The organism is Microvirga thermotolerans, from assembly GCF_009363855.1.
Taxonomy (GTDB): Bacteria; Pseudomonadota; Alphaproteobacteria; order Rhizobiales; family Beijerinckiaceae; genus Microvirga; species Microvirga thermotolerans.
The window spans coordinates 2353884-2377911 of the sequence record NZ_CP045423.1 but is presented as its reverse complement, the minus strand read 5'-3'; the positions used below and the strand labels follow the sequence as shown (position 1 = coordinate 2377911).

Annotated in this window: 25 protein-coding genes and 1 tRNA gene; 15 read left to right on the top strand and 11 right to left on the bottom strand. The window is 67.8% G+C overall.

The genetic code is table 11. The annotated features are described in order from the left end of the window. Positions 1 to 52 precede the first annotated feature (52 nt). From GDR74_RS11050 to tgt, 3 genes are all read left to right on the top strand, one after another. Positions 53 to 517, top strand: coding sequence for a peptidylprolyl isomerase (locus GDR74_RS11050; RefSeq protein ID WP_152586365.1), 465 nt, complete (start codon positions 53 to 55; stop codon positions 515 to 517). 58 nt (positions 518 to 575) lie between these two features. Further along, positions 576 to 1679, top strand: coding sequence for a tRNA preQ1(34) S-adenosylmethionine ribosyltransferase-isomerase QueA (gene queA / locus GDR74_RS11045; protein ID WP_152586364.1), 1104 nt, complete (start codon positions 576 to 578; stop codon positions 1677 to 1679). A gap of 101 nt (positions 1680 to 1780) precedes the next feature. Beyond that, the gene (gene tgt / locus GDR74_RS11040; protein WP_152586363.1) at positions 1781 to 2965 is read left to right on the top strand and encodes a tRNA guanosine(34) transglycosylase Tgt; all 1185 of its coding nucleotides are present in this window, start codon (positions 1781 to 1783) and stop codon (positions 2963 to 2965) included. A gap of 746 nt (positions 2966 to 3711) precedes the next feature. Here the strand turns inward: tgt and GDR74_RS11035 are convergent. Further along, positions 3712 to 6105, bottom strand: a complete 2394-nt coding sequence (locus tag GDR74_RS11035) for a transketolase (protein WP_152586362.1) — start codon at positions 6103 to 6105, stop codon at positions 3712 to 3714. 135 nt (positions 6106 to 6240) lie between these two features. On the opposite strand from GDR74_RS11035, the gene GDR74_RS11030 reads away from it, so the two are divergent. From GDR74_RS11030 to GDR74_RS11010, 5 genes are all read left to right on the top strand, one after another. Continuing rightward, positions 6241 to 6316 (top strand) — tRNA-Lys (locus tag GDR74_RS11030). Between the two features lie 200 nt (positions 6317 to 6516). Beyond that, positions 6517 to 6852, top strand: coding sequence for an ArsR/SmtB family transcription factor (locus tag GDR74_RS11025; protein ID WP_152586361.1), 336 nt, complete (start codon positions 6517 to 6519; stop codon positions 6850 to 6852). 79 nt (positions 6853 to 6931) lie between these two features. Beyond that, complete coding sequence (locus GDR74_RS11020) at positions 6932 to 7357, top strand: YeeE/YedE family protein (protein ID WP_152586360.1); 426 nt, start codon at positions 6932 to 6934, stop codon at positions 7355 to 7357. Between the two features lie 3 nt (positions 7358 to 7360). After that, complete coding sequence (locus GDR74_RS11015) at positions 7361 to 7819, top strand: YeeE/YedE family protein (RefSeq protein WP_152586359.1); 459 nt, start codon at positions 7361 to 7363, stop codon at positions 7817 to 7819. A 76-nt stretch (positions 7820 to 7895) separates the two neighbouring features. Beyond that, complete coding sequence (locus GDR74_RS11010) at positions 7896 to 8807, top strand: MBL fold metallo-hydrolase (RefSeq protein ID WP_152586358.1); 912 nt, start codon at positions 7896 to 7898, stop codon at positions 8805 to 8807. 22 nt (positions 8808 to 8829) lie between these two features. Here GDR74_RS11010 and GDR74_RS11005 read toward each other — a convergent pair whose 3' ends face one another. Genes GDR74_RS11005 through GDR74_RS10995 form a run of 3 tightly spaced genes read right to left on the bottom strand, consistent with a single transcriptional unit; the run spans position 8830 to position 10697 of the window. Then, on the bottom strand, positions 8830 to 9273 hold the full coding sequence (locus GDR74_RS11005) for a protein tyrosine phosphatase family protein (RefSeq protein ID WP_152586357.1): 444 nt from the start codon (positions 9271 to 9273) through the stop codon (positions 8830 to 8832). Between the two features lie 44 nt (positions 9274 to 9317). After that, positions 9318 to 10100 carry a sulfite exporter TauE/SafE family protein gene (locus GDR74_RS11000; RefSeq protein ID WP_152586356.1) on the bottom strand — a complete coding sequence of 261 codons (783 nt, stop codon included), beginning with the start codon at positions 10098 to 10100 and terminating at the stop codon, positions 9318 to 9320. Between the two features lie 51 nt (positions 10101 to 10151). Continuing rightward, on the bottom strand, positions 10152 to 10697 hold the full coding sequence (locus tag GDR74_RS10995) for a rhodanese family protein (RefSeq protein ID WP_152586355.1): 546 nt from the start codon (positions 10695 to 10697) through the stop codon (positions 10152 to 10154). A 116-nt stretch (positions 10698 to 10813) separates the two neighbouring features. On the opposite strand from GDR74_RS10995, the gene GDR74_RS10990 reads away from it, so the two are divergent. Further along, positions 10814 to 11701 (top strand): MBL fold metallo-hydrolase, encoded by an 888-nt coding sequence (locus tag GDR74_RS10990; protein WP_152586354.1) that lies wholly within the window; start codon positions 10814 to 10816, stop codon positions 11699 to 11701. Positions 11702 to 11731: 30 nt separating this feature from the next. On the opposite strand, the gene GDR74_RS10985 is transcribed toward GDR74_RS10990, so the two are convergent. From GDR74_RS10985 to GDR74_RS10965, 5 genes are all read right to left on the bottom strand, one after another. Continuing rightward, on the bottom strand, positions 11732 to 11962 hold the full coding sequence (locus GDR74_RS10985) for a DUF6894 family protein (protein WP_152586353.1): 231 nt from the start codon (positions 11960 to 11962) through the stop codon (positions 11732 to 11734). Positions 11963 to 12196: 234 nt separating this feature from the next. Then, the gene (locus GDR74_RS10980; protein ID WP_152586352.1) at positions 12197 to 12634 is read right to left on the bottom strand and encodes a hypothetical protein; all 438 of its coding nucleotides are present in this window, start codon (positions 12632 to 12634) and stop codon (positions 12197 to 12199) included. A 190-nt stretch (positions 12635 to 12824) separates the two neighbouring features. After that, positions 12825 to 13256, bottom strand: coding sequence for a VOC family protein (locus GDR74_RS10975; protein ID WP_246179380.1), 432 nt, complete (start codon positions 13254 to 13256; stop codon positions 12825 to 12827). Positions 13257 to 13316: 60 nt separating this feature from the next. Further along, positions 13317 to 13808 (bottom strand): YbaK/EbsC family protein, encoded by a 492-nt coding sequence (locus tag GDR74_RS10970; RefSeq protein ID WP_152586351.1) that lies wholly within the window; start codon positions 13806 to 13808, stop codon positions 13317 to 13319. Positions 13809 to 13853: 45 nt separating this feature from the next. Further along, on the bottom strand, positions 13854 to 14849 hold the full coding sequence (locus GDR74_RS10965; RefSeq protein WP_152586350.1) for a threo-3-hydroxy-L-aspartate ammonia-lyase: 996 nt from the start codon (positions 14847 to 14849) through the stop codon (positions 13854 to 13856). Between the two features lie 459 nt (positions 14850 to 15308). On the opposite strand from GDR74_RS10965, the gene GDR74_RS10960 reads away from it, so the two are divergent. Genes GDR74_RS10960 through GDR74_RS10950 form a run of 3 tightly spaced genes read left to right on the top strand, consistent with a single transcriptional unit; the run spans position 15309 to position 18172 of the window. After that, a complete protein-coding gene (locus tag GDR74_RS10960; RefSeq protein WP_152586349.1) occupies positions 15309 to 17018 on the top strand; it encodes an ArnT family glycosyltransferase in 1710 nt (569 codons plus the stop codon). A gap of 42 nt (positions 17019 to 17060) precedes the next feature. Beyond that, a complete protein-coding gene (locus GDR74_RS10955; protein ID WP_152586348.1) occupies positions 17061 to 17792 on the top strand; it encodes a glycosyltransferase family 2 protein in 732 nt (243 codons plus the stop codon). Further along, positions 17792 to 18172: a lipid-A-disaccharide synthase N-terminal domain-containing protein gene (locus GDR74_RS10950; protein ID WP_152586347.1), complete on the top strand. Its 381-nt coding sequence runs from the start codon at positions 17792 to 17794 to the stop codon at positions 18170 to 18172. The genes GDR74_RS10955 and GDR74_RS10950 overlap by 1 nt, the downstream gene beginning before the upstream one ends. 124 nt (positions 18173 to 18296) lie before the next feature. On the opposite strand, the gene GDR74_RS18195 is transcribed toward GDR74_RS10950, so the two are convergent. Both GDR74_RS18195 and metC read right to left on the bottom strand, forming a co-directional pair. Beyond that, positions 18297 to 18839: a hypothetical protein gene (locus GDR74_RS18195; RefSeq protein WP_194164513.1), complete on the bottom strand. Its 543-nt coding sequence runs from the start codon at positions 18837 to 18839 to the stop codon at positions 18297 to 18299. A gap of 102 nt (positions 18840 to 18941) precedes the next feature. Next, the gene (metC, locus tag GDR74_RS10940) at positions 18942 to 20138 is read right to left on the bottom strand and encodes a cystathionine beta-lyase (RefSeq protein ID WP_152586345.1); all 1197 of its coding nucleotides are present in this window, start codon (positions 20136 to 20138) and stop codon (positions 18942 to 18944) included. 224 nt (positions 20139 to 20362) lie between these two features. Here metC and GDR74_RS10935 point away from each other — a divergent pair, with 224 nt between their 5' ends. The 3 genes from GDR74_RS10935 (at position 20363) to GDR74_RS10925 (ending at position 24027) form a co-directional block, all read left to right on the top strand. Next, complete coding sequence (locus tag GDR74_RS10935) at positions 20363 to 21385, top strand: amino acid ABC transporter substrate-binding protein (protein WP_152586344.1); 1023 nt, start codon at positions 20363 to 20365, stop codon at positions 21383 to 21385. A 102-nt stretch (positions 21386 to 21487) separates the two neighbouring features. Continuing rightward, entirely contained in the window at positions 21488 to 22699 is a 1212-nt protein-coding gene (locus GDR74_RS10930; protein WP_152586343.1) for an amino acid ABC transporter permease, read from the top strand. Positions 22700 to 22707: 8 nt separating this feature from the next. After that, a complete protein-coding gene (locus tag GDR74_RS10925; protein ID WP_152586342.1) occupies positions 22708 to 24027 on the top strand; it encodes an amino acid ABC transporter permease in 1320 nt (439 codons plus the stop codon). The last annotated feature ends 1 nt before the right edge of the window (position 24028 follow it).

Sequence of the window (24028 nt, the reverse complement as noted above, 5' to 3'; positions counted from 1 at the left end):
TCGGGCAGGAACGCATTTCCTTCGAAACCGCAGCCATAAGCAGGAGAGTCCAATGGCAGATCCCGAGAACACCCTCATCATGGAGACCACGAAGGGGCGGGTCGTCATTGAGATGCGCCCCGACCTCGCGCCCAAGCACGTGGAGCGCATCAAGACCCTTGCGCGGCAGGGCTTCTATGACGGCATCGCCTTCCACCGGGTCATCGACGGCTTCATGGCCCAGACCGGATGCCCCCACGGCACGGGCACCGGCGGCTCCGACCTGCCCGACCTCCAGGCCGAGTTCAACGCGGAGCCGCACGTGCGCGGCGTCTGCTCCATGGCGCGCACGAACTATCCGCACTCCGCCAACTCGCAGTTCTTCATCTGCTTCGACGACGCCCGCTTCCTCGACAAGCAGTACACCGTGTGGGGCAAGGTGATCGAGGGCATGGAGAACGTGGACAGGATCAAGCGCGGCGAGCCCGTGCGCGACCCCGACCGCATCGTCTCCATGAAGGTGGCTGCGGACGCATAAGAACCTGCTTCCGTCACGGCGGACACGACCCGGCCGTGACGGTTCAGGTCCGCTTCCCATGCGCGTCGACCTCTTCGATTTCCATCTTCCCGAAGACCGCATCGCGCTCCGTCCCGCGGAGCCGAGGGATTCGGCGCGCATGCTCGTGGTGCGTCCGGGCCTCCCGTTCGAGGATCGCACCGTCCGCGACCTGCCGGACCTTCTCCGCCCGGGCGACGCGCTCGTGCTGAACGACACGAAGGTCATTCCCTCCCGTCTCTACGGCCTGCGCGTGCGGGAGGAGACCGCCGCCCGGGTCGAGATCATGCTGCACAAGCGAGAGGGTGGCGACCGCTGGCGCGCCTTCGCGCGCCCCGCGAAGAAGCTCAACGTGGGCGACCGGATCCGCTTCGGGGAGCCGTCGGAGAGCACGGCCTGCGAACTGGTGCGCCTCGACGCGGAGGTGGAGGCGAAGGGCGAGGGCGGGGACGTGACCCTGCGCTTCTCCTTCGCCGGGCCGTTCCTGGACGAGGCCATCGCGCGGCTCGGCGAGTTGCCGCTCCCGCCCTACATCGCGGGAAAGCGCGCCACGGACGAGAAGGACAGAACCGACTACCAGACCGTCTACGCCCGGGACGAGGGCGCGGTCGCGGCCCCGACCGCCGGGCTGCATTTCACGGACGACCTCTTCCGCCGCCTCGACGAGCGGGGGATCGCCCGCCATTTCGTGACCCTCCATGTGGGCGCCGGAACCTTCCTGCCCGTCAAGGCCGAGGATACCGCCGAGCACCGGATGCACGCGGAATGGGGCAGCGTCGCCGCGGCGACGGCGCAGGCCCTCAACGAGGTGCGGGCGCGGGGAGGGCGCATCGTCGCCGTCGGCACCACGTCGCTCCGGCTGCTGGAAAGCGCGGCGCGCGAAGACGGAAGGATCGAGCCCTTCTCCGGCGACACCGACATCTTCATCACGCCGGGCTACCGTTTCCGCGCGGTGGATGTGCTCATGACCAATTTCCACCTGCCGCGCTCGACGCTCTTCATGCTGGTCTCCGCCTTCTCGGGTCTCGACACCATGCGCGCCGCCTATGCGCATGCCGTCGAGGCGGGCTACCGGTTCTACTCCTACGGCGATGCGAGCCTGCTGTTCCGGGCCGGACCGGGAACCGTCCCCGACAACCCCTAGGCCCTGGAAGAGGGTTCACGGGACGCAGCGGCGTGAGATGAATTCCCTTTCCCTTCGGAGGCGTTCGCCGTCCCCGGCAGGGAACGACCAATGAGGTTTCGATGACCACCGAGCAGTTCACCTTCACCGTGACGAAGACCGACGGCATGGCCCGCACCGGCGAGATCCGCATGCCGCGCGGCGTGATCCGCACGCCCGCCTTCATGCCGGTGGGAACGGCGGCGACGGTCAAGGCCATGTATCCTGACCAGGTGAAGGCGCTCGGCGCGGACGTGGTGCTCGGCAACACCTATCACCTCATGCTGCGCCCCGGCGCGGAACGCGTGGCGCGGCTCGGCGGCCTGCACAAGTTCATGAACTGGCCCTATCCGATCCTCACCGATTCCGGCGGGTTCCAGGTCATGTCCCTCGCAGCCCTGCGCAAGATCGACGAGACCGGCGTCACCTTCCAGTCCCACATCGACGGCTCGACCCACGTGATGACGCCCGAGCGCTCTATCGAGATCCAGGGCCTCCTCGGCTCGGACATCCAGATGCAGCTCGACGAATGCGTGCGCCTGCCGTGCACCGACGAGGTGGCGGAGAAGGCGATGCGCCTTTCCTTGCGCTGGGCGGAACGCTGCCGCATCGCCTTCGGCGAGCAGCCCGGAAAGGCCATGTTCGGCATCGTCCAGGGCGGCGCGGTGGAGCGGCTGCGCATCGAGAGCGCGAAGGAGCTCGCCGCGCTCGATCTCAAGGGCTATGCCATCGGCGGCCTCGCGGTCGGCGAGCCGCAGGACGTGATGCTGCGGATGATCGAGACCGTCGAGCCGCACCTGCCGAAGGAGAAGCCGCGCTACCTGATGGGCGTGGGCACGCCGGACGACATCGTCGAGGCGGTGCGCCGCGGGGTCGACATGTTCGACTGCGTGATGCCGACCCGCGCAGGCCGCCACGGCCAGGTCTTCACCCGCCACGGGCGCATGAACCTGCGCAACGCCAAATATGCCGAGGACATCCGGCCCCTCGATGCCGAATCCAAGTGCGCGGCCGCGAACGCCTATTCCCGCGCCTATCTGCATCATCTCGTCCGCTCCAACGAGATCCTCGGGATGATGCTCCTCACCTGGAACAACCTGGCCTATTACCAGGACCTGATGGCCGGGCTGCGCAGGGCCATCGCCGAGGGGCGCCTGGAGGACCACATCGCCGAGATCAAGGAAGGCTGGGCCCGCGGCGAGAGCGACGGCCACGGCGAGGAAGGCCGGCACCTGGACAACATCCCGACCGGCGGCGAGGACGACTGAGCGCTCCGCACGCGCAGGCTTCCCGCTGCACGGATCCCGGGGGCGACCCGGGATCGGCGGGGGGAATGCGCCCTCTTCCCTCGCCCTCCGTCATTCCGGGGCGCCGCAGGCGAGCCCGGAACCCATCACCCCTGCGGTGCAGGGCGAAGACGCCGCGGCTGCCGCCGTCCGGACAGGCGGGCCCCGCGAAGCGTGCCCCGCGACGGCAACGGCTCTCCCGCTGCGCGTCCCGGCAGGGCGCGTCCGCGATAATGTTCCGCTTTCGTTCTTGACAGCGGCGCCAAGCTCGGCTATATCGTGACGCATCCCGTCCCGCCGAGGGGCGCGCTCGCGAGGCGTCGCCGAATGCGGGGACGGGACCGGTCCCGCGCCCGCGCGCCACGCACGCGCCGGCCGCGGGCGGCCCCGGCACCGCCGGGGCTCCGGGCCGTCCGGCGCCGCCGGCGTTCGTCAACGCCGCCCCGCGTCCGGGCCATCCCCGGAGCCTCCGCCGCCGGTCCGCCGGAAAAGAACCGGGCGCGATGACGCTGCGGCTCATTGCCTTCACCCCTTCCTTCCCCCGAGCCGGAGCGATCCTCGTGCCCCCTCGACCCCGCCGCCCCTCCGGGCCCACGCGCCCGGAGGACGCGGCGGCGTGCGTGCTTCTCACGGCTCAACTCCGGCGGCATGGCCGGGCCTGCCGGCGCGAACGCGGGAACCGCCATGCCAGCAAGACGGGATGAGAACGCCCGGTGGAAGTCCTGCCCTTACCCCAGCGCCCGCAGGTGCCGGATCGGCCGCCCCGGCGCGATCATCTCGGCGGCGGCGATGATGCCCTGCGCGTCGATGCCGAAGTGGCGGTAGAGGTCCTGCACCGTTCCGGTCTGGCCGAAATGCTCCACCCCGAGGGAGCGGGTGCGGTGGCCCATGACGGAGCCGAGCCAGGCGAGGGTGGCCGGATGGCCGTCGAGCACCGTCACGAGCCCGCAATGGGGCGGCAGCTCGCCGAGCAGGCGCTCCACGTGGCTGCGGGCATGGACGAGCCCGCGCTCGCGGGCCCGCTGCGCCGCCGTCCAGCCGGCGTTCAGCCTGTCGGCGGAGGTGATGGCGAGCAGTCCGATGTCCCGCCGGTCCTCCGCCATCAGCCCGACCGCCTCGATCGCCTCCGGCGCCACCGCGCCCGTGTAGGCGACCACCACCTGCGCGTTGGGACCCGGACGGCGCATCCAGTAGGCGCCGTCCACGATGTCGGAGGCGAGCGCCGCCGTCATCTCCCGCTGCGGCTGGTCGACCGTGCGGGTCGACAGGCGCAGGTACACGGACCCGCCCGTCTCGTCGCGGAGCCACGTGCGCTCGTCGGGCTGGCCCTCCCCGTCGCGCTGGAGATAGTCGAAGGCCCAGCGGAGGATCACCGACAATTCGTCCACGAAGGCGGGCTCGAAGGAGGCCAGGCCGTCCTGCGCCATGCCGATGAGCGGCGTGCCGATGGACTGGTGGGCGCCGCCCTCCGGGGCGAGCGTCACGCCCGAGGGCGTCGCGGCGACGATGAAGCGGGCGTCCTGGTAGCAGGCATAGTTCAGGGCATCGAGGCCGCGCGCGATGAAGGGATCGTAGAGCGTGCCGATGGGCAGGAGCCGTTCGCCGAACAGCGAATGGGACAGGCCCAGCGCCGAGAGCAGGATGAACAGGTTCATCTCGGCGATGCCGAGCTCGATGTGCTGGCCCTTCGGGCTGAAGTCCCAGGTGAAGGTGGAGGGGATGCGCTCGGCCCGGAAGACGTCCTTCATCTCCTCCCGCGCGAACAGGCCGCGACGGTTCACCCAGCCGCCCAGATTGGTGGAAACGGTCACGTCGGGGGACGTGGTGACGATGCGGTCCGCGAGCGCCTCGCCGGAGCGGGCGAGCTCGTTGAGGATGAGTCCGAAGCCCTGCTGGGTCGACATGGAGGATTGCTGCGGGGTGGGGAGCGCCGCCGGCACCGGCACCTTCGGCGCCTCGTGGCGCCGGCGGCCGTGCGCGTTGAACGGCACGGAGGCGAGAAAGCGCTCGAGATCCTCCTGCGGAAGGGTCAGCCCCTCGAACTTGTCCCATTCGTGCCCGGGCCGCACCTTCGCGCTGGCGCGATAGCTTTCCATCTGGGCCGGAGTCAGGAGGCCGGCATGGTTGTCCTTGTGCCCCGCGAGCGGCAGGCCGAATCCCTTGATGGTGTAGGCGATGAACACCGTCGGGCGGTCGTGGTCGATGGACTCGAAGGCCTGCAGCAGGCTCGGCAGGTCGTGGCCGCCGAGATTCGCCATGAGGCGTGCGAGCTCCTCGTCGGACCGTTTCTCGATCAGGCGCGTCACGGGCCCCTGGTCGCCCAGGTCGTCGAGCAGGCGCCTGCGCCAGGCGGCCCCGCCCTGGAAGGTGAGGGCGGAATAGAGCTGGTTGGGACAGGAATCGATCCATTCGCGCAGCTTCTCGCCCCCCGGCTCGCGGAAGGCCTCCTGCATCAGCGAGCCGTGCTTGAGCACCACCACGTCCCAGCCGAAGGAGCGGAAGAGCGCCTCGAAGCGGGCGTAGAGCCCTTCCCGGACCACCGCGTCGAGGCTCTGGCGGTTGTAGTCGATGATCCACCAGGTATTGCGCAGGCCCTGCTTCCAGCCCTCGAGCAGCGCCTCGAAGATGTTGCCCTCGTCCATTTCCGCGTCGCCCACCAGGGCGATCATGCGTCCTTCCGGGTGCTTCTTCCGCCAGCCGTGGGCCTTCACGTAGTCCTGCACGAGGCTCGCGAAGAGCGTCTGCGCCACGCCGAGGCCCACCGAGCCGGTGGAGAAGTCCACGTCGTCGATGTCCTTGGTGCGGGAGGGATAGGACTGGGCCCCCTTGTAGCCGCGGAAGTTCTCCAGCTTCTCCCGGGTCTGGTTGCCGAGGAGGTACTGGATGGCGTGGAAGATGGGGCTCGCATGGGGCTTGACCGCAACCCGGTCCTCCGGGCGCAGCACGGCGAGATAAAGAGCCGTCATGATGGTGGACAGCGAGGCCGAAGAGGCCTGGTGCCCCCCGACCTTCAGCCCGTCGCGGTTCGGGCGGACGTGGTTGGCGTTGTGGATCGTCCAGCTCGACAGCCACAGGATCTTGCGCTCGAGCTCGGAGAGATAGGGCAGGCGGGGATCGGTCATGGGAGAGCCCAGAATCGGGAGCGGACGCGCCTGCGCGGCGGCGAATCCGCTCCGCAGTTGCGGAATTCGGAGCACATACTAGGCCTTTTTGATTGACCCGCCAGCCGATAGCCCCTATTTCGGGCTCACCTCTGGGAGCGCGTAGCTCAGCCGGTAGAGCATCTGACTTTTAATCAGAGGGTCCTGGGTTCGAGTCCCAGCGCGCTCACCATGATTTCCCGGATTTTTCGGCGATCTGGCAATGGATGCGGCACCGGCCAAATGGGCTTCGGCGCCGCTTTCAGGCTATCCTCCATGCGCAGCCAAGCGAAGGCTTCCGCCCAGGGCCCACGAGCCCGGACCCGTTGGCGTTCTTGACTTAAAATTAGGTTTCACTAAATAAGATAAGTCTGAATTAAAGTGGGTTCAGCAGTGACCGGTTCCGAGCTCGACCTGGAGACTTTCGAGAAGAAGGCCACGGTGGTGGCCAATGTCCTGCGGGCGCTCGCCAACGAGCGGCGGCTGATGATCCTGTGCAAGCTGGTCGAATGGGGCGAGGCGAACGTGAACGGCCTCGCGGAGGCGGTGGGACTCTCACAATCGGCCCTGTCGCAGCATCTGGCCCGGATGCGCGAGGAAGGCCTCGTCACGTTCCGCAGGGAGAGCCAGACGCTCTGGTACCGGATCGACGACCCGCGCGTGGAGCAGCTTTTCGCCACCCTCTACGGGCTCTACTGCCGCCCGGAGAAGGACGGCGCGAAGCACTGAAAGGCCCGTCGCGACCCAAGCCGTTCGCCGCCTGACGGGCCGCTGCCGTGCAGGCAGGCCATGGTCCGGAGGAATTGCCATGGAGACGTTCACCCCCGTTTCGGCTCTCGCCGGCGGCCTGACGATCGGCGCCGCCGTTGCCCTGTTCCTCGTCCTCAATGGCCGCGTGGCCGGGATCAGCGGCATCCTCGGCGGCCTGCTTTCCCCCGCTCGCGGCGAGGTCGGCTGGCGCGTCGCCTTTCTGGCCGGTCTTCTCGTCGCGCCCTTCGTCCATGTGGCGGCGGGCGGCGTCCTGCCGGCGATCTCCATCGAGGCGTCGCCGGGGCTGCTCGTCCTCGCCGGGTTGCTGGTGGGATTCGGAACCCGGCTCGGGTCCGGCTGCACGAGCGGCCACGGAGTCTGCGGCATCGGCCGCGCCTCGCCCCGTTCGCTGGCAGCCACCGGCATCTTCATGGCGACGGCCGTCGCCACCGTGTTCGTCACCCGCCACATCCTGGGAATCTAGGCCATGCCGCTCATCGCCTCCGCCTTCGCGTCGGGTCTGATCTTCGGCCTCGGGCTCATCGTGTCCCAGATGGTGAACCCGGCCAAGGTCATCGGCTTTCTCGATCTCTTCGGGCGCTGGGATCCGAGCCTCGCATTCGTCATGGGAGGCGCGGTCGCCGTTTCCGCTCTGGGCTTCGCTGTCGCCCGGCGCCGCCGCGTCCCCCTGCTCGCGCCGAGGCTCGAGGTGCCGGCGCGGCGGGATCTGGACCCGCGCCTGCTCGCGGGCGCCGCGCTGTTCGGAATCGGCTGGGGGCTTGCCGGGTTCTGTCCCGGGCCTGCGCTGACGATGCTGCTGGCCGGCCCGTGGCAGGTCCCCGTCTTCGTCGCGTCGATGATCGCCGGCATGGCTCTCTTTCGGGTGATGCCGGCCGATTGGCCCGAGGCTGCCTTCAGGCGCAGGGCCTCCGAGGCGGACGGCTGATCCGGACGGGGAAGGTGGCCGTGCCCGCCCGGCGGCTTATGTGAGCCTGCAGTCCGCCGAGGAGAGGAGCCGCGCCATGTCGCACAGCCATTCATCGCCCCTGCAGGGTCGCCCCATCGTGAAGGGCTTCTACGAGAAGCGCACCGGCAGCATCCAGTACGTGGTGGCCGACCCCGAGACGAAGGCTTGCGCCGTCATTGACCCGGTGCACGATTTCGACCCGAAGTCCGGAGCGACGGCGACGATCCAGGCCGACGAAATCCTCGCCCACATCGAGCGCGAGGGCTACGCCCTGGAGTGGATCCTCGACACCCATCCCCACGCGGACCATTTCTCGGCGGCGGGATACCTCAAGGACAGGACCGGCGCGCCCACCGCCATCGGCGAGAAGGTGGTGGAGGTGCAGAAACTCTGGAAAGGCATCTACAACTGGCCCGACAGCTTCCCGACCGACGGCTCGCAGTGGGACAGGCTGTTCGCCGACGGCGAGCGATTCAGGATCGGCAACCTGGACGTGGAGGTGATGTTCACCCCGGGTCATACGCTCGCCTCCATCACCTATGTGGTCGGTGATGCGGCCTTCGTTCACGACACGCTCTTCATGCCCGACAGCGGCACGGCCCGTGCCGATTTCCCCGGCGGCTCGGCCAAGGCGCTGTGGCGGAGCATCCAACGCATCATGGCGCTTCCCGACGACACGCGCCTGTTCACGGGGCACGACTACAGGCCCGGCGGGCGCGAGCCGCGCTGGGAGAGCACGGTGGGACAGCAGCGGCGGGAGAACACGCATCTCGTCAAGGCGAGGACGGAGGAGGAGTTCGTCGCGCTCCGCGAGGCGCGGGACCGCGAGCTTCCGATGCCGAACCTCATCCTGCATGCCCTCCAGGTGAACATCCGCGGCGGCCGCCTGCCGGAGCCGGAAAGCCACGGCAGGCGCTATCTCAAGATCCCCCTCGACGCGCTCAAGGGAGCGGCCTGGGGCGAATGAGGGAGAGGGTCTCCGCGCGTCCTCATTCCCGTCCGGCGGCCCGCGAGCGTGCGGTCGCCTGCAGGCGGGGGCGCAGGGCCTCCAGATCGTAGCCCGCCTCGGCGGCGGTCTGGAGGATCTCGGCGGGCGTGAGCCGGTCGGTGGCTGCGAGGGCCCACAGCGAGGTCGAGCGTGTGCCGGTCCGGCAGAAGGCGAGGACCGGTTTCTCCGCCTCCGTGAAGGTCGTCCGGAACGCCTCCACCAGCTCGTCCGGCAACTGTCCCGGCACGACCGGGATGTGCCGGTACTCCAGTCCCAGGCGCTTCGCGGCAGCCGCGAGATCCGCGCTCCGGGGCTGGTCCGGAGCCTCGCCGTCGGGACGGTTGTTGACGATCGTGCGGTAGCCGGCCGCGGCGGCCTGCTGGAGGTCCGCCTCGGTCAGCTGCGGGGCGACCGAGAGGTTGGGCGTCAGCGCGACGGCTTTCATGAAACGTCTCCTTGCGGGCCGATGCTATCGGCGGGTCCGAGGGGTCAGGCTAGGTTGAGGCTACGCACGAGCATATAGGCCGCCACCGCGAAGATGAGAGTGGCGAAGACCGTGTTCAGCGCGCCTTTCCGGCCGGCGAGCCTGGCGGCCGAGCGGGCCCCCAGCAGCCCGCCAATCACGCCGCCGCCGATGAACAACGCCGCCAGCGTCCAGTCGACCAGGCCGGAGAAGGCATAGTTGGCGGCCGTGGTGAGGCCGAAGGCGGTGACGGCCACGAGCGACGAGCCGACCGCGTAGAGGATCGGCATGCCCGTGGCCAGAATCAGCCCGGGCACGATCAGGAAGCCGCCCCCGATGCCGAAGAAGCCGGACAGCGCTCCCGTCGCCAGGCCGATCCCGACGAGCTTGGGAAAGTTCTCGCGGCTGAGCCTGACCGTCGCTTCCCCGCCGCCGCCGCGCTTGCGCAGCATGAGGGTCCCGACCGCCATCATCACAACGGCGAAGAGGGCGAGGAGCTTCTGCCCGTCGACCGCCTTGCCGAGGGTGGAGCCGCCGAAGGCGCCGACGACCCCGGCCACGGAGAAGACGAGGGCGCAGCGCCACTTCACGTTCCCGGCGCGGGCATGGTTGGCGAGGTTGGCGGCGGCGTTCGCCGCCACCGCAATCGCGCTCGTGCCGATCGCCACGTGTGGGTTGGTCACGCCGACGAGATAGACGAGCAGCGGCACGGCCAGGATCGAGCCGCCGCCGCCCACGAGGCCGAGCGTGAAGCCGACGAGCGAACCCGAGGCGAGGCCGAGGGCGCTCTGGGTGAGGGACAGCATCATCGCGATCTCCGGATGGCTTGGGGCATCGGTTGCTCTCGAACGCCGAAGGGTTCAGGCGCGCTGGGGTTGTCCGTAGACGGCGCGGTTCCAGGGCGCCTTCACCAGGATTCGCGCCATCCCGCAGAAGCCGGTGATCCCCGCCACCATCAGGCCTGCGCCGACGAAAGTCGGAACGATCAGGAACCAGGGCGAGACGAGCAGGCCCAGGAGCGTGCCGGCGAACGCCATGCTTCCGGCGCCGATCTGTACCTGCCGCTGCAGCTCGAGCGGCTGGCGGCGGTCGACCGCGACCGGGAGCCCGGCCTTCTTCCAGGCATCGATGCCGCCTTCGACGATGAAAGCCTCGCAGGTTCCGCCGACCTTGGCCGCAAGGCGGGTGGCGCTGCCCTTGGTGCGCGCGCCGCTCTTGCAGTGGAAGATCACCGGGCGGCCCCCATGCAGGGCGAGCTCGGCCTCATCGAGCTTGGAAAGGGGCATCAGGCGGGCGCCGGGGATCCTCTCCCGGGCATGCTCGTCCGCCTCGCGGATGTCCATGAGGGTCGCGCCCCGGTCCAGCAGGCGCTTGGCGTCCTTGGGCGAAAGGGTGGGCAGGGACATGGTCGTTCTCCGAATGTGTGCGGCTGGCTTCAGCCATTTAAATTAGATATTGCTTATTTAGATTATGCTCATATATTGTCAACTGCAAATCGACGAACCATCGAGGAGTTCAGACCATGTCAGGCCAGCCCATCATCCAGGCCTTCTTCGACGAGCCCACCAATACCGTGAGCTACCTGGTGGCGGATCCGGTGACCAAGCGGGCGGCGATGATCGACCCCGTCTTCGATTACGACCACAATTCAGGCACCGTGGACACGCGTTCCGTCGAGGCCATGCTGAAGGCGGCGGAGGATGCGGGCTACACTGTCGAGTGGGCGCTCGAGACCCACGCCCATGCCGACCATCTCTCCGGCGCGCCCTACATCAAGGCCAAGACGGGCGCGAAGATCGGCATCGGCGAGCACATCACGGAAGTGCAGCGGATCTTCCGCCCGATCTTCAACGCCACGGACCTCGACACGGAGGGACGCGACTTCGACCGCCTCTTCAGGGACGGCGAGCGGTTCAAGATCGGCGAGCTCGACGTGGAGGTCCTGCACACCCCAGGCCACACCCCGGCCGACGTCTCCTACAAGGTGGAGGATGCGGTGTTCGTCGGGGACACCATGTTCATGCCGGATTACGGCACCGCCCGCGCCGACTTCCCCGGTGGCGACGCGCGCAAGCTGTACCGTTCGATCAAGCGCCTGCTGACGCTGCCGCCGGAAACGCGGCTGTTCATGTGCCATGACTACAAGGCTCCCGGCCGGGATACCTATGCGTGGGAGACGACGGTCGCCGAGCAGCGGGAGAAGAACGTGCACGTGCAGGAGGGCGTCACGGAAGACGAATTCGTCGCCATGCGCACGGCCCGGGATGCCAAGCTCGCGGCGCCGCGCCTGCTGCTGCCCTCGATTCAGACCAACATCCGCGCCGGCAGGTTCCCGCCTGCCGAGGCCAACGGCGTGCGCTATCTCCTGATCCCCGTGAAGCTGAAGGGGGGCGCGGAAAGCGTCGTCTAGACGGGGCGGGCCCGCCTCTGGCGCCCCGCTTCAGTGGGAGGCGGAATCGACGAGCGGCAGGCTTTGGACGAGGCGGCCGGAGGAATCGACCACTTCCAGGCGCCAGCCCACCCAGTCCTGGGAATAGGACGGATCGGATGCGCGCAATTCCTCGATGGCTTCCATCGCGGAAGACAGGGCCGCCTGAGGATCGGACACCTCCGTGCCCTCCTCGTCGCGAATGGCGTCATGCCCGTTTGTCAGGTGGAAATAGTACCGCACGATCCGAACCAGCGCCGAAGGTCGTGACGCATAAAAGCAAGCAGCCTTCGTCTGTCAACGAAATGCTGACGTATCGGTTGATAGGAAAACTGTTTCGAAGATCTGCCTAGAGCATCGGACGTGAACGCGAACTCACGTCCGATGCTCCAAGTTTCTGATCTTGAGCATCTTTTCGCGCAAGACCGGCTCCCACTCTTGCGCTCGATGCTCTAGTTCCGCCGCTCCAGGCCAAGCTTAGGCGTCACGCTTCGCCTCTTCGGTCACAGGAACGAGATTCTTGATGTCGACCCAGCCCGTGCAGATCTTGATGTCGGGGACGAGATAGGCGCGCCCTTGCTCGATCTTCTCGACGCGGCATTGATAAAACCGCTGGTCTCCCGGGGGGCGGTAGAGAACCGAGTCGCCGACCGTGAGCCCGGCGCCATCGATCGAAGGGCGAAGCTCGCCGGTCACGCTGGACAGGGCTTCGGCTTCGCCCGAGGCATCGCCGATGGCGGCGAAGGCATGCCTGCTGGCACGCAGGCGGTCGAGCGCGGCAATGGCGAGCCGTGCGCGGTCGCGATAGCGGTCGGCCACCACCTTGAAAGGGCCGCGCTCGCGTCCGGGATACCAGGAGTGGCCGCCTGCCTTGGCGAGCTCCGCTGCGACCGTCTCGACTTCGTCGTCCGTCATGTGCGGTCCTTATGCCCTCGATCCGCCCGAAGGGGCGGAAGTTGCAAACAGGCCGCGGCGGCGTTGCCGGATACCCGTCACCTCGCCAGCCTTGGCCTTATGCCAAGATAATGCACAACCCTTATGTTTGGTTTACCGGTTCCCTGAATCGCGTCGGGCGCAGGCCTTCGGCCCGGGGAACCGGAGGCCGTCAGATCCCGGGCGTATTGCAGATCACGAGGCGCCAGCCGTCCGGGTCCTCGTAGGTGACGCTCTTGTCCCTCCAATAGGGGTTCTCCGGCTCCACCGGGGCATGGCCGAGCGCCGCGAAGCGGGCTTGGAGGGCTTCGAACTCGGCCTTGTCCGGCACGTAGAGGACGAGCAGGTTGTCTCGGCTCGGAGCCGGGCAGGGGCTACCGTCCCGGTGGCGGGTGAATTCGAGATGGACCGAACGGTCCGGCAGCCCGAGCATGACGCCATCGTAGCCGTCGTGGTCCGTGAAGCCGCCGATCTCGGGGAGCGCGAGGCCATCGCGCCAGAAGGCGACCACGTCGTCCAGCCTGTCCGTGGGACGGGCTATGCGGATCTGCGCCACCCTCGCCCCGCCCCCGAAGACCATCGAGCCCGCGGTCTTCTCCACCATCGCCTCGTCCTTTCATCGGCCATGCCCCGAGCGGGGTCCGTAGGTTGCGCGAAACCTCCGTCAGGGGAGGTTCGCCCCCTCCGCCGGGGCAGGTTCCTGGCACACGTCGACCCAATCAGCTTCGACGAGCTCGGCCATACGCTGCGGCGCGATCCGGACGGCCGCATGGATGTCGCCCGCCGCCGGCACGACCTCGTCGAACGCCTTAAGGGAAACGTCGCAGTAGACGGGCAGGGGATTCGCAAGGCCGAAGGGGCAGACGCCCCCGACAGGATGCCCCGTCAGGGCCTCGACCTCTTCGGCGCCGAGCATCGAGGCCTTGCCGCCGAACACCGCCTTGATCTTCCGGTTGTCGAGGCGCGCATCGCCGCGGGTGACGACCAGAAAACTCCGCCCGCCGACCCGCAGGGACAGGGTTTTGGCGATCCGTCCGGGCTCCACGCCGTGCGCTTCCGCGGCCTGGGCGACGGTCGCGGTGCTGGTCGGCTTCTCGATGATGCGGATCTCCGGCGCCTTTCTGGCAAGGAAGTCGCGGACGGATTCGAGGCTCATGTCCCTTTCTCTCCTGGCTTTCAAGGGATGGGGCAGGCGACAGGCTCAGGCGAGGAACCTGGCGAATGCCTGGGGATCCACGTTGCCGCCGCTCAGGACGATGCCGACGCGCTTGCCGCGGCAGGGGACGATCCCGTTCAGGACCGCCGCGGCCGCGAGGCAGCCCGTGGGCTCGACGACGATCTTCATGCGCTCGGCGAAGAAGCGCATGGCGTCCACCAGCATGGCGTCCGTCACCGTCACGACGTCCTCGGCGAGGGCGCGGATGATCGGAAAGGTTCTGGAACCGAGATAGGTCGTCTGCGCACCGTCGGCGATGGTGGTGGGAACGGGAATCCGCACGATCTCGCCGCTCCGGAACGAGCGCTGCCCGTCATTGCCGGCTTCCGGCTCCACGCCGTAAACGCGGCACCCCGGCGACAGCGCGTGGGCGGCGAGGGCCGACCCGGCCAGCAGTCCGCCTCCGCCGAGGCAGACGAACAGCATGTCGAGGTGGCCGACCTCCTCGATGAGTTCCTTCGCGGCCGTGCCCTGGCCGGCGATCACGTCCTCGTGGTCGTAAGGAGGGATGAGGGTCAGCCCCCGCTCGGCGGACAGCTTCCGCCCGATGGCCTCCCGGTCCTCCGTGTAGCGGTCGTAGAGCACGACCTCGCCGCCGTAGCCCTTCGTGGCGGCCACCTTCATGGCAGGGGCGTCCTGCGGCATGATGATGACGCGCGGCACGCCCTGGAGCTGGCCCGCATAGGCGATGGCCTGGGCGTGGTTGCCGGAGGAGAAGGCGACGACCCCGCGTTTCCTGGCCTCCTCGGGAAGCCGGGCGATGGCGTTGTAGGCGCCGCGGAATTTGAAGGCTCCGGCCCGCTGCAGGTTCTCGGCCTTGAAGAACAGGGTGGCGCCCGTGAGGGCGTCGGCCGTGCGCGAGGTCAGCACCGGCGTGCGATGCGCGACGCCCGCGATGCGCTGAGACGCGGCCACCACGTCCTCATAGGTCGGCGACGGCGGCAGATCGGGGCGGGAATCCTGTCGAAGGGGCGTGGTCATGTTTGTCTCTGTCTGGCGGCGGAACCGCTCCTTGTCCCGAATGGCCGGGACTGGCGCGATCCCGAAGGCGGTTTGGAGTCCTACAGCAAATCGGTCCCGCTGGCACCCGCCCCGGAACCGGCAGCTCCGCAGCCGGGCGCGCAGGTTCATGTCGAGTCCCGCCAAGGGCCCCCGCCGAGGCCGGGATGATCCGCGGAACCGCCAGGCAGGTGCCCGGCAACCCTCCCGCCGCACAAGGAATAGGGCAACAGGCGGCTGCGCACCGCGACCGCCATCCCGGGCCGGTCCCCAGGAAAGTCCCTAGGGAAAGCCGCCTCCTGCGGCGGGGCCGTGCGGCCCCGCTACCTTCCGTCCATTTGACTTCCCCCTGGCTTTGGGAGACATCAGCGCCTTCCGAGGGGCCTGCCCCCTCGCGAAGTCGTTCGATGTGAGTAGGCATTGCCGCCGCCGGAGCATTCAATGGACGGTATGGTCCCTCAGCCGCGCTTGTCGCTGCGCCCGTTCTCGCCGGCGCAGGTGGCGAATGCCGTCGAGCGGAGCCATTTCAGGCTCTGCCTGGTTCTCGTCCTCCTGTCCCTCGTCTGCTTCCTGCCGGGCTTCTCCTCCCTCCAGCCCATGGACCGGGACGAGCCGCGCTATGCCCAGGCCTCCAAGCAGATGCTCGAAACGCACGAGTTCGTGGACATCCGTTTCCAGGACGAGGCCCGGCACAAGAAGCCGGTCGGCATCTACTGGCTTCAGAGCGCGACCGTTTCCATCGGAGAGGCCCTCGGCGTTCCGGAGGCCCGGACCACCATCGCGCTCTACCGGATTCCGTCGCTCTTGGGGGCACTCGCCGCGGTGCTCCTGACCTACTGGGCTTCGCTCGCCTTCCTGGGGCGGCGCGGCGCCTTCCTCGCCGCCGCCCTGATGGCGACATCCGTCATCCTGATGGTCGAGGCGCGCCTCGCCAAGACGGACGCGGTCCTGACCGCCTGCTCGGTGGCGGTGATGGGCGGCCTGGCGCGGGCCTATCTGAGCCGCGGGGCAGGGGTTCTGCCCAGGCGGACGCTCGGGATCTTCTGGCTGGGCTTCGCTGCAGGCATCCTCGTCAAGGGTCCGCTCGTGCTGATGTTCGCCGGGCTGACGGCGGCGATCCTGTCCTACAGGGACCGCTCGGCCCGCTGGCTCCTGACCCTGAGGCCGGGCCTGGGCGCTCTCTTCACCCTGCTCGTCGTCCTCCCCTGGTTCGTCGCCATCGCCATCAAGAGCGGTGGCGCCTTCTATTCGGAGGCCGTCGGCCACGACATGCTGGGCAAGGTCGGCACCGCGCAGCGCTACCATTGGGCGCCGCCGGGGTTCTACCTGCTCGCCTTCTTCGCCACGTTCTGGCCGGGGGCGGTCTTCGCCGCCATCGCCGCTCCCTTCGCTTGGCAGCACAGGCGCGAGGATGCGGTGGCGTTCTGCCTCGCATGGATCGTGCCCTCGTGGCTCGTCTTCGAGGCCGTTCCGACGAAGCTTCCGCATTACGTGATGCCGCTCTATCCGGCCATCGCCGTCATCACGGTGATCGCCGTTCTTCGCCACTTCGTCGGTCCGCACCGGCCGGCGGCCAAGATTTCGACGGTCCTGATCCCGCTCATCCCCGTGGGGCTCATGGTCGGACTGTCCGCGGTGAACTGGTCCCTCGACCATACCTTGCCGTATCGCGGCCTGCCGGCCACGGCCGCGGCGTCGCTGATCGCGCTCTATGCCTGGCGGCTCTTCGTCCGCAACCAGGTGGTCAGGAGCCTCTGGCTCGGGTTCGCGTCCGCCGCCTGCCTGTCGGTGGGCGTCTTCGGCTTCGCCCAGCTCGATCTGCGCTCCCTCAAGCTGTCGCCGCGCCTGGCCGAGGTCGCCCGAAACATGTCCTGCGAGAACCCGCTCGTCGCCACCCTCGGCTACAGGGAACCGAGCCTCGTCTTCCTGACCGGCACGAACCTGGAGATGCTCGAGACCGGCGAGGAGGCTTCCGCCTTCCTCCGGCAGGGCGGCTGCCGGCTGGTCTTCGTCGAGAAGCGCTTCGAGAACGCCTTCCGGGCCGAGAACGAACGCCTCGGCCTGCACCCGGCCCTCTCGACCCGGATCGCCGGCTTCAATATCAACAGCGGTCGTCGCCTCGACATCGGGGCCTATGCGGTCGAGCCGTGAGGCAGGCCGTCTTATCGGAGGTGGCCCGCAGGCCGTAGAGTCATGACCGATCCCGTTCCGGCCCCGCGCATCAGCGTCGTCGTGCCCGTCAAGAACGAGGCGCCCAACGTTCTCCCCCTCGTGGAGGAGATCGAGCGCGCCTGCGCGCCGCTCGGCCCCTTCGAGGCGATCTACGTGGACGACGGCTCGACCGACGATACGGCGGCCGCGGTGCTGAGGGCCCGCGAGACCCGACCCTGGCTCCGCCTCGTGAAGCACGAGGCGAGCTGCGGGCAGAGCGCGGCGGTCCGCACGGGTGTCCACGCGGCCCGGGGCGACGTCATCGTCACCCTCGACGGCGACGGGCAGAACGATCCGGCATTTATCCCGAAGCTCGTCGCCGCCCTCGGCGCCCCTTCGGTCGGGCTGGTCGCAGGGCAGCGGATCGGCCGGAAGGGCGCGGGGAAGAGGTGGCAGTCCCGGATCGCCAACGCGGTCCGCGGTCGCGTGCTCAAGGACGGGACCCGCGACACCGGATGCGGCCTGAAGGCCTTCCGCCGCGACGTCTATCTTCGGCTGCCCTATTTCGACGCGCTCCACCGTTTCATGCCGGCCCTCGTGAAGCGCGAGGGCTATGAGATCGCCCATGTCGACGTGGTGGACCGCCACCGCCATGCGGGCCAATCCAAGTACGGACTGTTCGACCGGCTCTGGGTCGGCATCCTCGACCTGGCGGGCGTCTGGTGGCTGATCCGCCGGCGGCGCCGCGTGCCGGTCGCCCGGGAGATTCTCTGATGCTGATGCGCCTGTCGCACGACCTCGGTCTGTATCTCTACGACATCGTCGTCGCCCGGTTCGATCTGTGGGCGGCCTTCGGCGTCCTCGCCCAGTTCGTCTTCGGAGCCCGCTTCCTCGTGCAGTGGATCGCCAGCGAGAAGGCGGAGCGGAGCGTCATCCCGGTGGGGTTCTGGTTCCTGTCCATCACCGGCGGCCTGATGACCCTCGTCTACGGCTTCGCCCGCCGCGATCTCGTGATCATCCTGGGCCAGCTCTTCTCGATCTTCATCTATGTCCGCAACCTGATGCTGATCTCCAAGGAAGCGCAGACCAAGGCCGAGGCGAGGGCGAAGGCCGTTGCGGAAGCGGAGACGAAGACCGAGACCGCTGCGGGTTAGCGATGGGCGCCCAACCTTCCGTCTCAGGCAATTTTCCGTGCCCCACGGCAGGATGATCGAATGAAACTGCCGGCACGCAGTGCCGGCAGCATCGTCTCAGGCAAGAAACGGGGAGGCGTTGCGGCTATCGGTGTCCGCCGCCGTTGCCGCCGCCATTCCCTCCACCGTTTCCACCGCCATTGCCGCCAGCGTTTCCACCGCCGCCGCCGTTACCGTTTCCACCGCCGTTGCCGTTTCCGCCGCCGCCGTTACCGCCACCGCCGCCGTTGCCGTTTCCACCACCGTTGCCGCCAGCGTTTCCACCGCCGCCGCCGTTGCCGTTTCCGTTGCCGCCGGCATTGCTGCCGTCACCGCCGCCGTTGCCAAGGCCGTTGCCGTTGTTGCCACGCCCGTTGCCGGCGTCCGCGGGCTGCCCATGCCCGCGTGCTGCCTCCGCGACCGCTGCGCCGAAGCCGGGTCCGGGCGTGCCTGCGGCGACGGCAGAAACGACACTATTGCCGGAAGATCCTGCCGTGGCTTCCAGGGCCCGCGAGAGACCTGCATTCCGCGCCGTCCGGGCGGCGAGCCCCAAATCGTTGGTTTCCCCGCTCTCGGCCATGGCCTGAGAGCAGAGGCCCATACCGGCGGAAAGGGAAGCCGCAAGCAATGTCAGGTAGATTTTCCTCATCGTTCTTCCTTTGCGAGGAGAATTACGCAACGTAAGTGTGCAGATCCGCTTCTTAATGCTCTATTGCTTTTCGGAAAAGATCTTCCTTCAGTCCTACTCTTATCATGCCGCCTTGGCGTCCGTTTCCCGCAGGCGCGCGAACCCGGCGTCCAGATCCCGCTTGAGGTCGTCCAGATCCTCCAGGCCGATATGGAAGCGCAGGGCATGGCCTCCGGGCGCCCACGAAGTTGCGGTCCGGTAGCTCGCACAATCGAACGGGATCACTAGGCTCTCGAAGCCGCCCCAGGAATAGCCCATTCCGAACAGGGCCAACCCGTCGAGCATCGCCGCGAGGGCCCGGTCCGAGCAGGGCTTCAGGATGACGGAGAACAGGCCGGAGGAGCCCTTGAAGTCGCGCTTCCAGATGGCGTGGCCGGGGCAGGTCTCCAGGGCGGGGTGGAGAACCTGCGCCACCTCGGGCCGGGCCTGCAGCCAGCGGGCCATCTCGAGGGCCTGCTTCTCGTGCTCCCGCAGCCGCAGGGCCATGGTGCGCAGCCCCCGCAGGGCGAGGAACACGTCCTCGGGGCCCGGACACATGGCGAAGGCGTCGTAGGTCTCCCGCAGCGCCTTGAAGCACCGCTCGTTCGCCGAGACGAGGCCGAGGAGCAGGTCGGAGCCGCCGCTCAGGTACTTGGTTCCCGCCTCGATGGCCATGTCCACCCCGCGCTCATGGGGCGGGAAGAAGAGGGGGGTCGCCCAAGTGTTGTCCATGATGACGACGGCGCCGCGGCGGTGGGCGGCCTCGGCAATGGCTGGTATGTCCTGCATCTCGAAGGACTGGGAACCGGGGGCTTCCGTGAAGACCGCTGCCGTGTTGGGACGCATCAGGCTCTCGATTCCGGCGCCGATCAACGGATCGTAGTAGGTGGTTTCCACACCAAATTTCTTCAGCATCCCGTCGCAGAACTGGCGGGTCGGGCGATAGACCGAATCCGTCATCAGCAGGTGGTCGCCGGCCTTCAGGCAGGACATCAGCGCCAGGGTCACCGCCGCCAGGCCCGAGGGGGCCAGCACGGTGCCGGCCGCGCCGGCGATCTCGGTCCAGGCGGTCTCCAGCGATTCCGTCGTCGGCGTTCCCTTCGTCCCATAGGAATAGCGGCCCCTCCGGTGCAGAAGATCGTCCGTCGTCGGATAGAGGACGGTCGAGCCGCGGTAGATCGGCGTGTTGACGAATCCGTGCTGCTCGAACGGGTCGCGTCCGGCATGGACGAGGCGGGTGCGTTCGCCGAGGTCTGTGGGGCGGGAGGGAGTTTTGGACATGGTTTCAAACGGTTGGTGGCGAGGGGCCCGATGTGAGGCTGCCGTTGGGTCGGCGTCAACCCCGGCCGAAAGTGGGACCCATCAAGACTTGACCGGTGATCAATCATGGAATGTGATGTCTGGATACCGTATCGCCGGAAAACGGGCGGAGCGGTGCGACAGGGAACTCGGCTGGGCTGCGACGGAATCGCCGAGCCAAGTGTAATTTGGAGGACTGTATCGACATGAAAAAGGCTATCGCATCGATTGCCTTCGGCCTGATGGCGGCCGGCTTGATCACGACGGGCGCTTCGGCCCAGGCGACCCTCGCGAGCGTGAAGCAGAAAGGTTACCTGACCTGCGGAGCGAACACCGGCCTCGCCGGTTTCGGCCTGCCCGACGCGCAGGGCAACTGGACGGGTCTGGACATCGATTTCTGCCGCGCCATCGCCGCCGCGATCTTCGACGACCCGACCAAGGTCCGCTTCATTCCGCTCGCCGCCAAGGACCGCTTCACGGCCCTCCAGTCCGGCGAAGTGGACGTGCTGTCCCGCAACTCGACGGTGACCATGTCCCGCGACACGCAGCTCGGCCTCGATTTCCCCGCCGTCAACTACTACGACGGCCAGGGCTTCATGGTCCGCAAGAAGCTTGGCGTCTCCTCGGCCAAGGAGCTGAACGGCGCCTCGATCTGCACCCAGCAGGGCACGACGACGGAGCTGAACCTGGCGGACTATTTCCGCGCCAACAACATGAAGTACGAGGTGGTGGCCTTCGCGACCTCCGACGAGACCTTCAAGGCCTATGACGCGGGCCGCTGCGACGCCTTCACGACGGATGCCTCGGGCCTCTATGCCGAGCGCCTGCGCGCCTCGAACCCGGACGACCACATCGTTCTACCCGAGATCATCTCCAAGGAGCCTCTCGGCCCGGCCGTCCGTCACGGCGACAACCAGTGGGCCGACATCGTCCGCTGGACCTTCAACGCCATGCTCAATGCCGAAGAGCTGGGCGTGACCAAGGCCAACGTCGACCAGATGAAGAGCTCCGACAACCCGGAGATCAAGCGCCTGCTCGGCACCGAGGGCAAGTTCGGCGAGGCGATCGGCCTCACCAACGACTGGGCCTATCGGATCATCAAGCACATCGGCAACTACGGCGAGAGCTTCGAACGCAACGTGGGCGAAGGCTCCAAGCTGAAGATCAAGCGCGGCCAGAACGCCCTGTGGACCAAGGGCGGTCTGCAGTACGGCCTGCCGATCCGCTAAACGAGTGCGGGGGCTGGGCGCCCGGAGCGATCCGGGCGCCCCTTCAGACCGTCGCGTTCCCATGGGACCGTGGATGGCCCAACGATAACGAGCCGACGAAGGATGGGTTCGGTGAACACGGTTGTCTCTCAGGCATCGCCGCCAAAGAAGTCGTTCCTTTACGACCCGAAGGTCCGCGCCGTCTTTTATCAGGCCCTTCTCGTCGTCACCGTCACCTACCTCTTCTTCCAGGCCGGAACGAACGCTTACGACAACCTGCAGCGGGCGAAGATCGCGTCCGGCTTCGGGTTCCTCGAGACGACGGCCGGCTTCGACATCAGCCAGACGCTGATCCCCTACAGCGCTGCCGGATCGAGCTACGGCGACGCCTTCCTCGTCGGTCTTCTGAACACGCTCGTGGTCTCCGCCATCGGCATCGTGTTCGCGACCGTCCTCGGCTTCATCGTCGGCATCGCGCGCCTGTCCACCAACTGGATGGTGGCCAAGGTCGCCATGGTCTATGTGGAGCTTCTGCGCAACATTCCGCTCCTGCTGCAGCTGCTGTTCTGGTACATCGCCGTGCTCGGACCGCTGCCGCAGCCGCGCAATTCCATCGAGATGGGTGCGGGCTTCTTCCTCAATGCCCGCGGCCTCTTCATGCCGCGCCCGATCTTCGCGTCCGACGTCGCGGCGATTCTCGCCGCCCTCGCCATCGGCATCGTCGGCGCCGTCCTGTTCCGGCGCTGGGCCCGGAGGCGGCAGGAGGAGACCGGGCGTCAGTACCGCGTCGGTCTCGTGACCCTCGGCCTCGTCCTCGGGCTCCCGGTCGTCACTTGGATCGTGCTGGCCCTGGTCAGCACCAACCCGATCAGCTTCGACATGCCGCGCAAGGGCACCTTCAACCTCCAGGGCGGGATGCAGATCCTGCCGGAGTTCGTGGCGCTTCTCGTCGGCCTGACAACCTACACGGCCGCCTTCATCGCCGAGGTGGTGAGGGCGGGCATCCTCGCGGTGTCGAAGGGCCAGACGGAGGCTGCGGGATCGCTCGGCCTCAAGCCGGGCCAGACCCTGCGCCTCGTCGTCGTGCCTCAGGCCATGCGGGTGATCATTCCGCCCCTGACGAGCCAGTATCTCAACCTGACCAAGAACTCCTCGCTCGCGGTGGCCATCGGCTATCCGGATCTCGTTCAGGTCTTCATGGGCACGGTTCTCAACCAGACCGGCCAGGCCATCGAGGTCGTGGTGATCACCATGGGCGTGTATCTGACCATCAGCCTCGTCACGTCCTTCTTCATGAACGTCTACAACCGCCGCATGGCGATCGTCGAACGGTAGGAGATCCCATGAGCACCGCCGTCGACATGTCCCATTACGTCCGCGCCGACAAGATCGAGGCGCTTCCGCCGCCGAAGCTGGCCCGCGGTCCCGTCGCCTGGATGCGGGAGAACCTCTTCTCGGGTCCGGTCAATACCCTGCTGACCCTGCTCGCCCTCTACCTGCTCTACGTGACGATTCCGCCGGTCGTCCGCTTCCTGTTCACGGATGCGGTTTGGACGGGGGCCGACCGCAGCGTCTGCCGCGAGGACATGGTCGGGCATCCGGTGGGGGCATGCTGGGCCTTCATCGCCGACAAGATCAACTTCTTCACCTATGGGTCGTACCCGGCCGCGGAGCGCTGGCGCGTCAACGTCTTCTTCGGCCTCCTCGCCATCGGCGTCGTGTGGCTCCTGTGGCTGCGGGCGCCCCGGCGCGACCTGGGAGCCGTCTACTTCTTCTGGGTCTTCCCCGTCGTCTCCTACATCCTGCTCACGGGCGGCAACGCCGATTTCGGAGGCCGCTTCTGGACGATCTTCGCCATCGCCGGAGCCGTCCTGATCGCCGCCCTCGCGGCGGCGGCCTACGCCCTCAACGCGTCGATTCGAACGGCGATCCTCGCCGGCGCCGGAATCGTCGCCGCGGTCGGCATCACCCTTGCGGCGATCGACTGGGATTTCGACCTTCTGCCGGTCCCCACCGCCCTCTGGGGCGGAATCCTCGTGACGCTCATCGTGGCAACCGTCGGGATCGTCTTCTCGCTGCCCTTCGGCATTCTGCTCGCCCTCGGGCGGCGCTCGCGGCTGCCGATCCTGCGGCTCGCATCCGTGATCTTCATCGAGTTCGTGCGCGGCGTACCGCTCATCACCGTGCTGATCATGGCCAACACCATGCTGCCGCTCTTCCTGCCGCCGGACACGAGCGTGGACAGGCTGCTTCGGCCCCTCGTCGGCACCGCTTTCTTTGCGTCCGCCTACATGGCCGAGGTGGTGCGCGGCGGCCTGCAGGCGATTCCGAAGGGCCAGTACGAGGGCGCCATGTCGCTCGGCCTCAACTATCCGCAGATGATGATCTTCATCGTCCTGCCGCAGGCCCTGCGGATCGTGATCCCGGGCATCGTCAACACCTTCATCGGCCTGTTCAAGGATACGTCTCTGGTGTCCGTGGTCGGCATCTTCGACCTTATCAAGACCATCGAGGCGTCGCGCATCGACCCGAACTGGGCGGCGCCGACCATCAGCTACACGGGCTACGCCTTCGCGGCGCTCTTCTACTTCGTCTTCTGCTGGGGCATGTCGCGCTATTCGATCGGCGTGGAGCGTCGCCTCGCGGCAGGTCAGAAACGGTGAT

Excerpts from the sequence above, each read along its gene's own strand:
- GDR74_RS10955 (WP_152586348.1), top strand. The coding sequence starts at position 17,061 with ATGACCGATCCCGTTCCGGCCCCGCGCATCAGCGTCGTCGTGCCCGTC.
- tgt (WP_152586363.1), top strand. The coding sequence starts at position 1,781 with ATGACCACCGAGCAGTTCACCTTCACCGTGACGAAGACCGACGGCATG.
- GDR74_RS11050 (WP_152586365.1), top strand. The coding sequence starts at position 53 with ATGGCAGATCCCGAGAACACCCTCATCATGGAGACCACGAAGGGGCGG.
- GDR74_RS18195 (WP_194164513.1), bottom strand. The coding sequence starts at position 18,839 with ATGAGGAAAATCTACCTGACATTGCTTGCGGCTTCCCTTTCCGCCGGT.
- GDR74_RS10965 (WP_152586350.1), bottom strand. The coding sequence starts at position 14,849 with ATGACCACGCCCCTTCGACAGGATTCCCGCCCCGATCTGCCGCCGTCG.
- GDR74_RS10935 (WP_152586344.1), top strand. The coding sequence starts at position 20,363 with ATGAAAAAGGCTATCGCATCGATTGCCTTCGGCCTGATGGCGGCCGGC.
- GDR74_RS11000 (WP_152586356.1), bottom strand. The coding sequence starts at position 10,100 with ATGATGCTGTCCCTCACCCAGAGCGCCCTCGGCCTCGCCTCGGGTTCG.
- queA (WP_152586364.1), top strand. The coding sequence starts at position 576 with ATGCGCGTCGACCTCTTCGATTTCCATCTTCCCGAAGACCGCATCGCG.
- GDR74_RS10925 (WP_152586342.1), top strand. The coding sequence starts at position 22,708 with ATGAGCACCGCCGTCGACATGTCCCATTACGTCCGCGCCGACAAGATC.
- GDR74_RS10995 (WP_152586355.1), bottom strand. The coding sequence starts at position 10,697 with ATGTCCCTGCCCACCCTTTCGCCCAAGGACGCCAAGCGCCTGCTGGAC.
- GDR74_RS10950 (WP_152586347.1), top strand. The coding sequence starts at position 17,792 with ATGCTGATGCGCCTGTCGCACGACCTCGGTCTGTATCTCTACGACATC.
- GDR74_RS10930 (WP_152586343.1), top strand. The coding sequence starts at position 21,488 with ATGGGTTCGGTGAACACGGTTGTCTCTCAGGCATCGCCGCCAAAGAAG.
- GDR74_RS10980 (WP_152586352.1), bottom strand. The coding sequence starts at position 12,634 with ATGACGGACGACGAAGTCGAGACGGTCGCAGCGGAGCTCGCCAAGGCA.
- GDR74_RS11010 (WP_152586358.1), top strand. The coding sequence starts at position 7,896 with ATGTCGCACAGCCATTCATCGCCCCTGCAGGGTCGCCCCATCGTGAAG.
- GDR74_RS10975 (WP_246179380.1), bottom strand. The coding sequence starts at position 13,256 with ATGGTGGAGAAGACCGCGGGCTCGATGGTCTTCGGGGGCGGGGCGAGG.
- GDR74_RS11035 (WP_152586362.1), bottom strand. The coding sequence starts at position 6,105 with ATGACCGATCCCCGCCTGCCCTATCTCTCCGAGCTCGAGCGCAAGATC.
- GDR74_RS10960 (WP_152586349.1), top strand. The coding sequence starts at position 15,309 with ATGGACGGTATGGTCCCTCAGCCGCGCTTGTCGCTGCGCCCGTTCTCG.
- metC (WP_152586345.1), bottom strand. The coding sequence starts at position 20,138 with ATGTCCAAAACTCCCTCCCGCCCCACAGACCTCGGCGAACGCACCCGC.
- GDR74_RS11020 (WP_152586360.1), top strand. The coding sequence starts at position 6,932 with ATGGAGACGTTCACCCCCGTTTCGGCTCTCGCCGGCGGCCTGACGATC.
- GDR74_RS10970 (WP_152586351.1), bottom strand. The coding sequence starts at position 13,808 with ATGAGCCTCGAATCCGTCCGCGACTTCCTTGCCAGAAAGGCGCCGGAG.
- GDR74_RS11005 (WP_152586357.1), bottom strand. The coding sequence starts at position 9,273 with ATGAAAGCCGTCGCGCTGACGCCCAACCTCTCGGTCGCCCCGCAGCTG.
- GDR74_RS11015 (WP_152586359.1), top strand. The coding sequence starts at position 7,361 with ATGCCGCTCATCGCCTCCGCCTTCGCGTCGGGTCTGATCTTCGGCCTC.
- GDR74_RS10990 (WP_152586354.1), top strand. The coding sequence starts at position 10,814 with ATGTCAGGCCAGCCCATCATCCAGGCCTTCTTCGACGAGCCCACCAAT.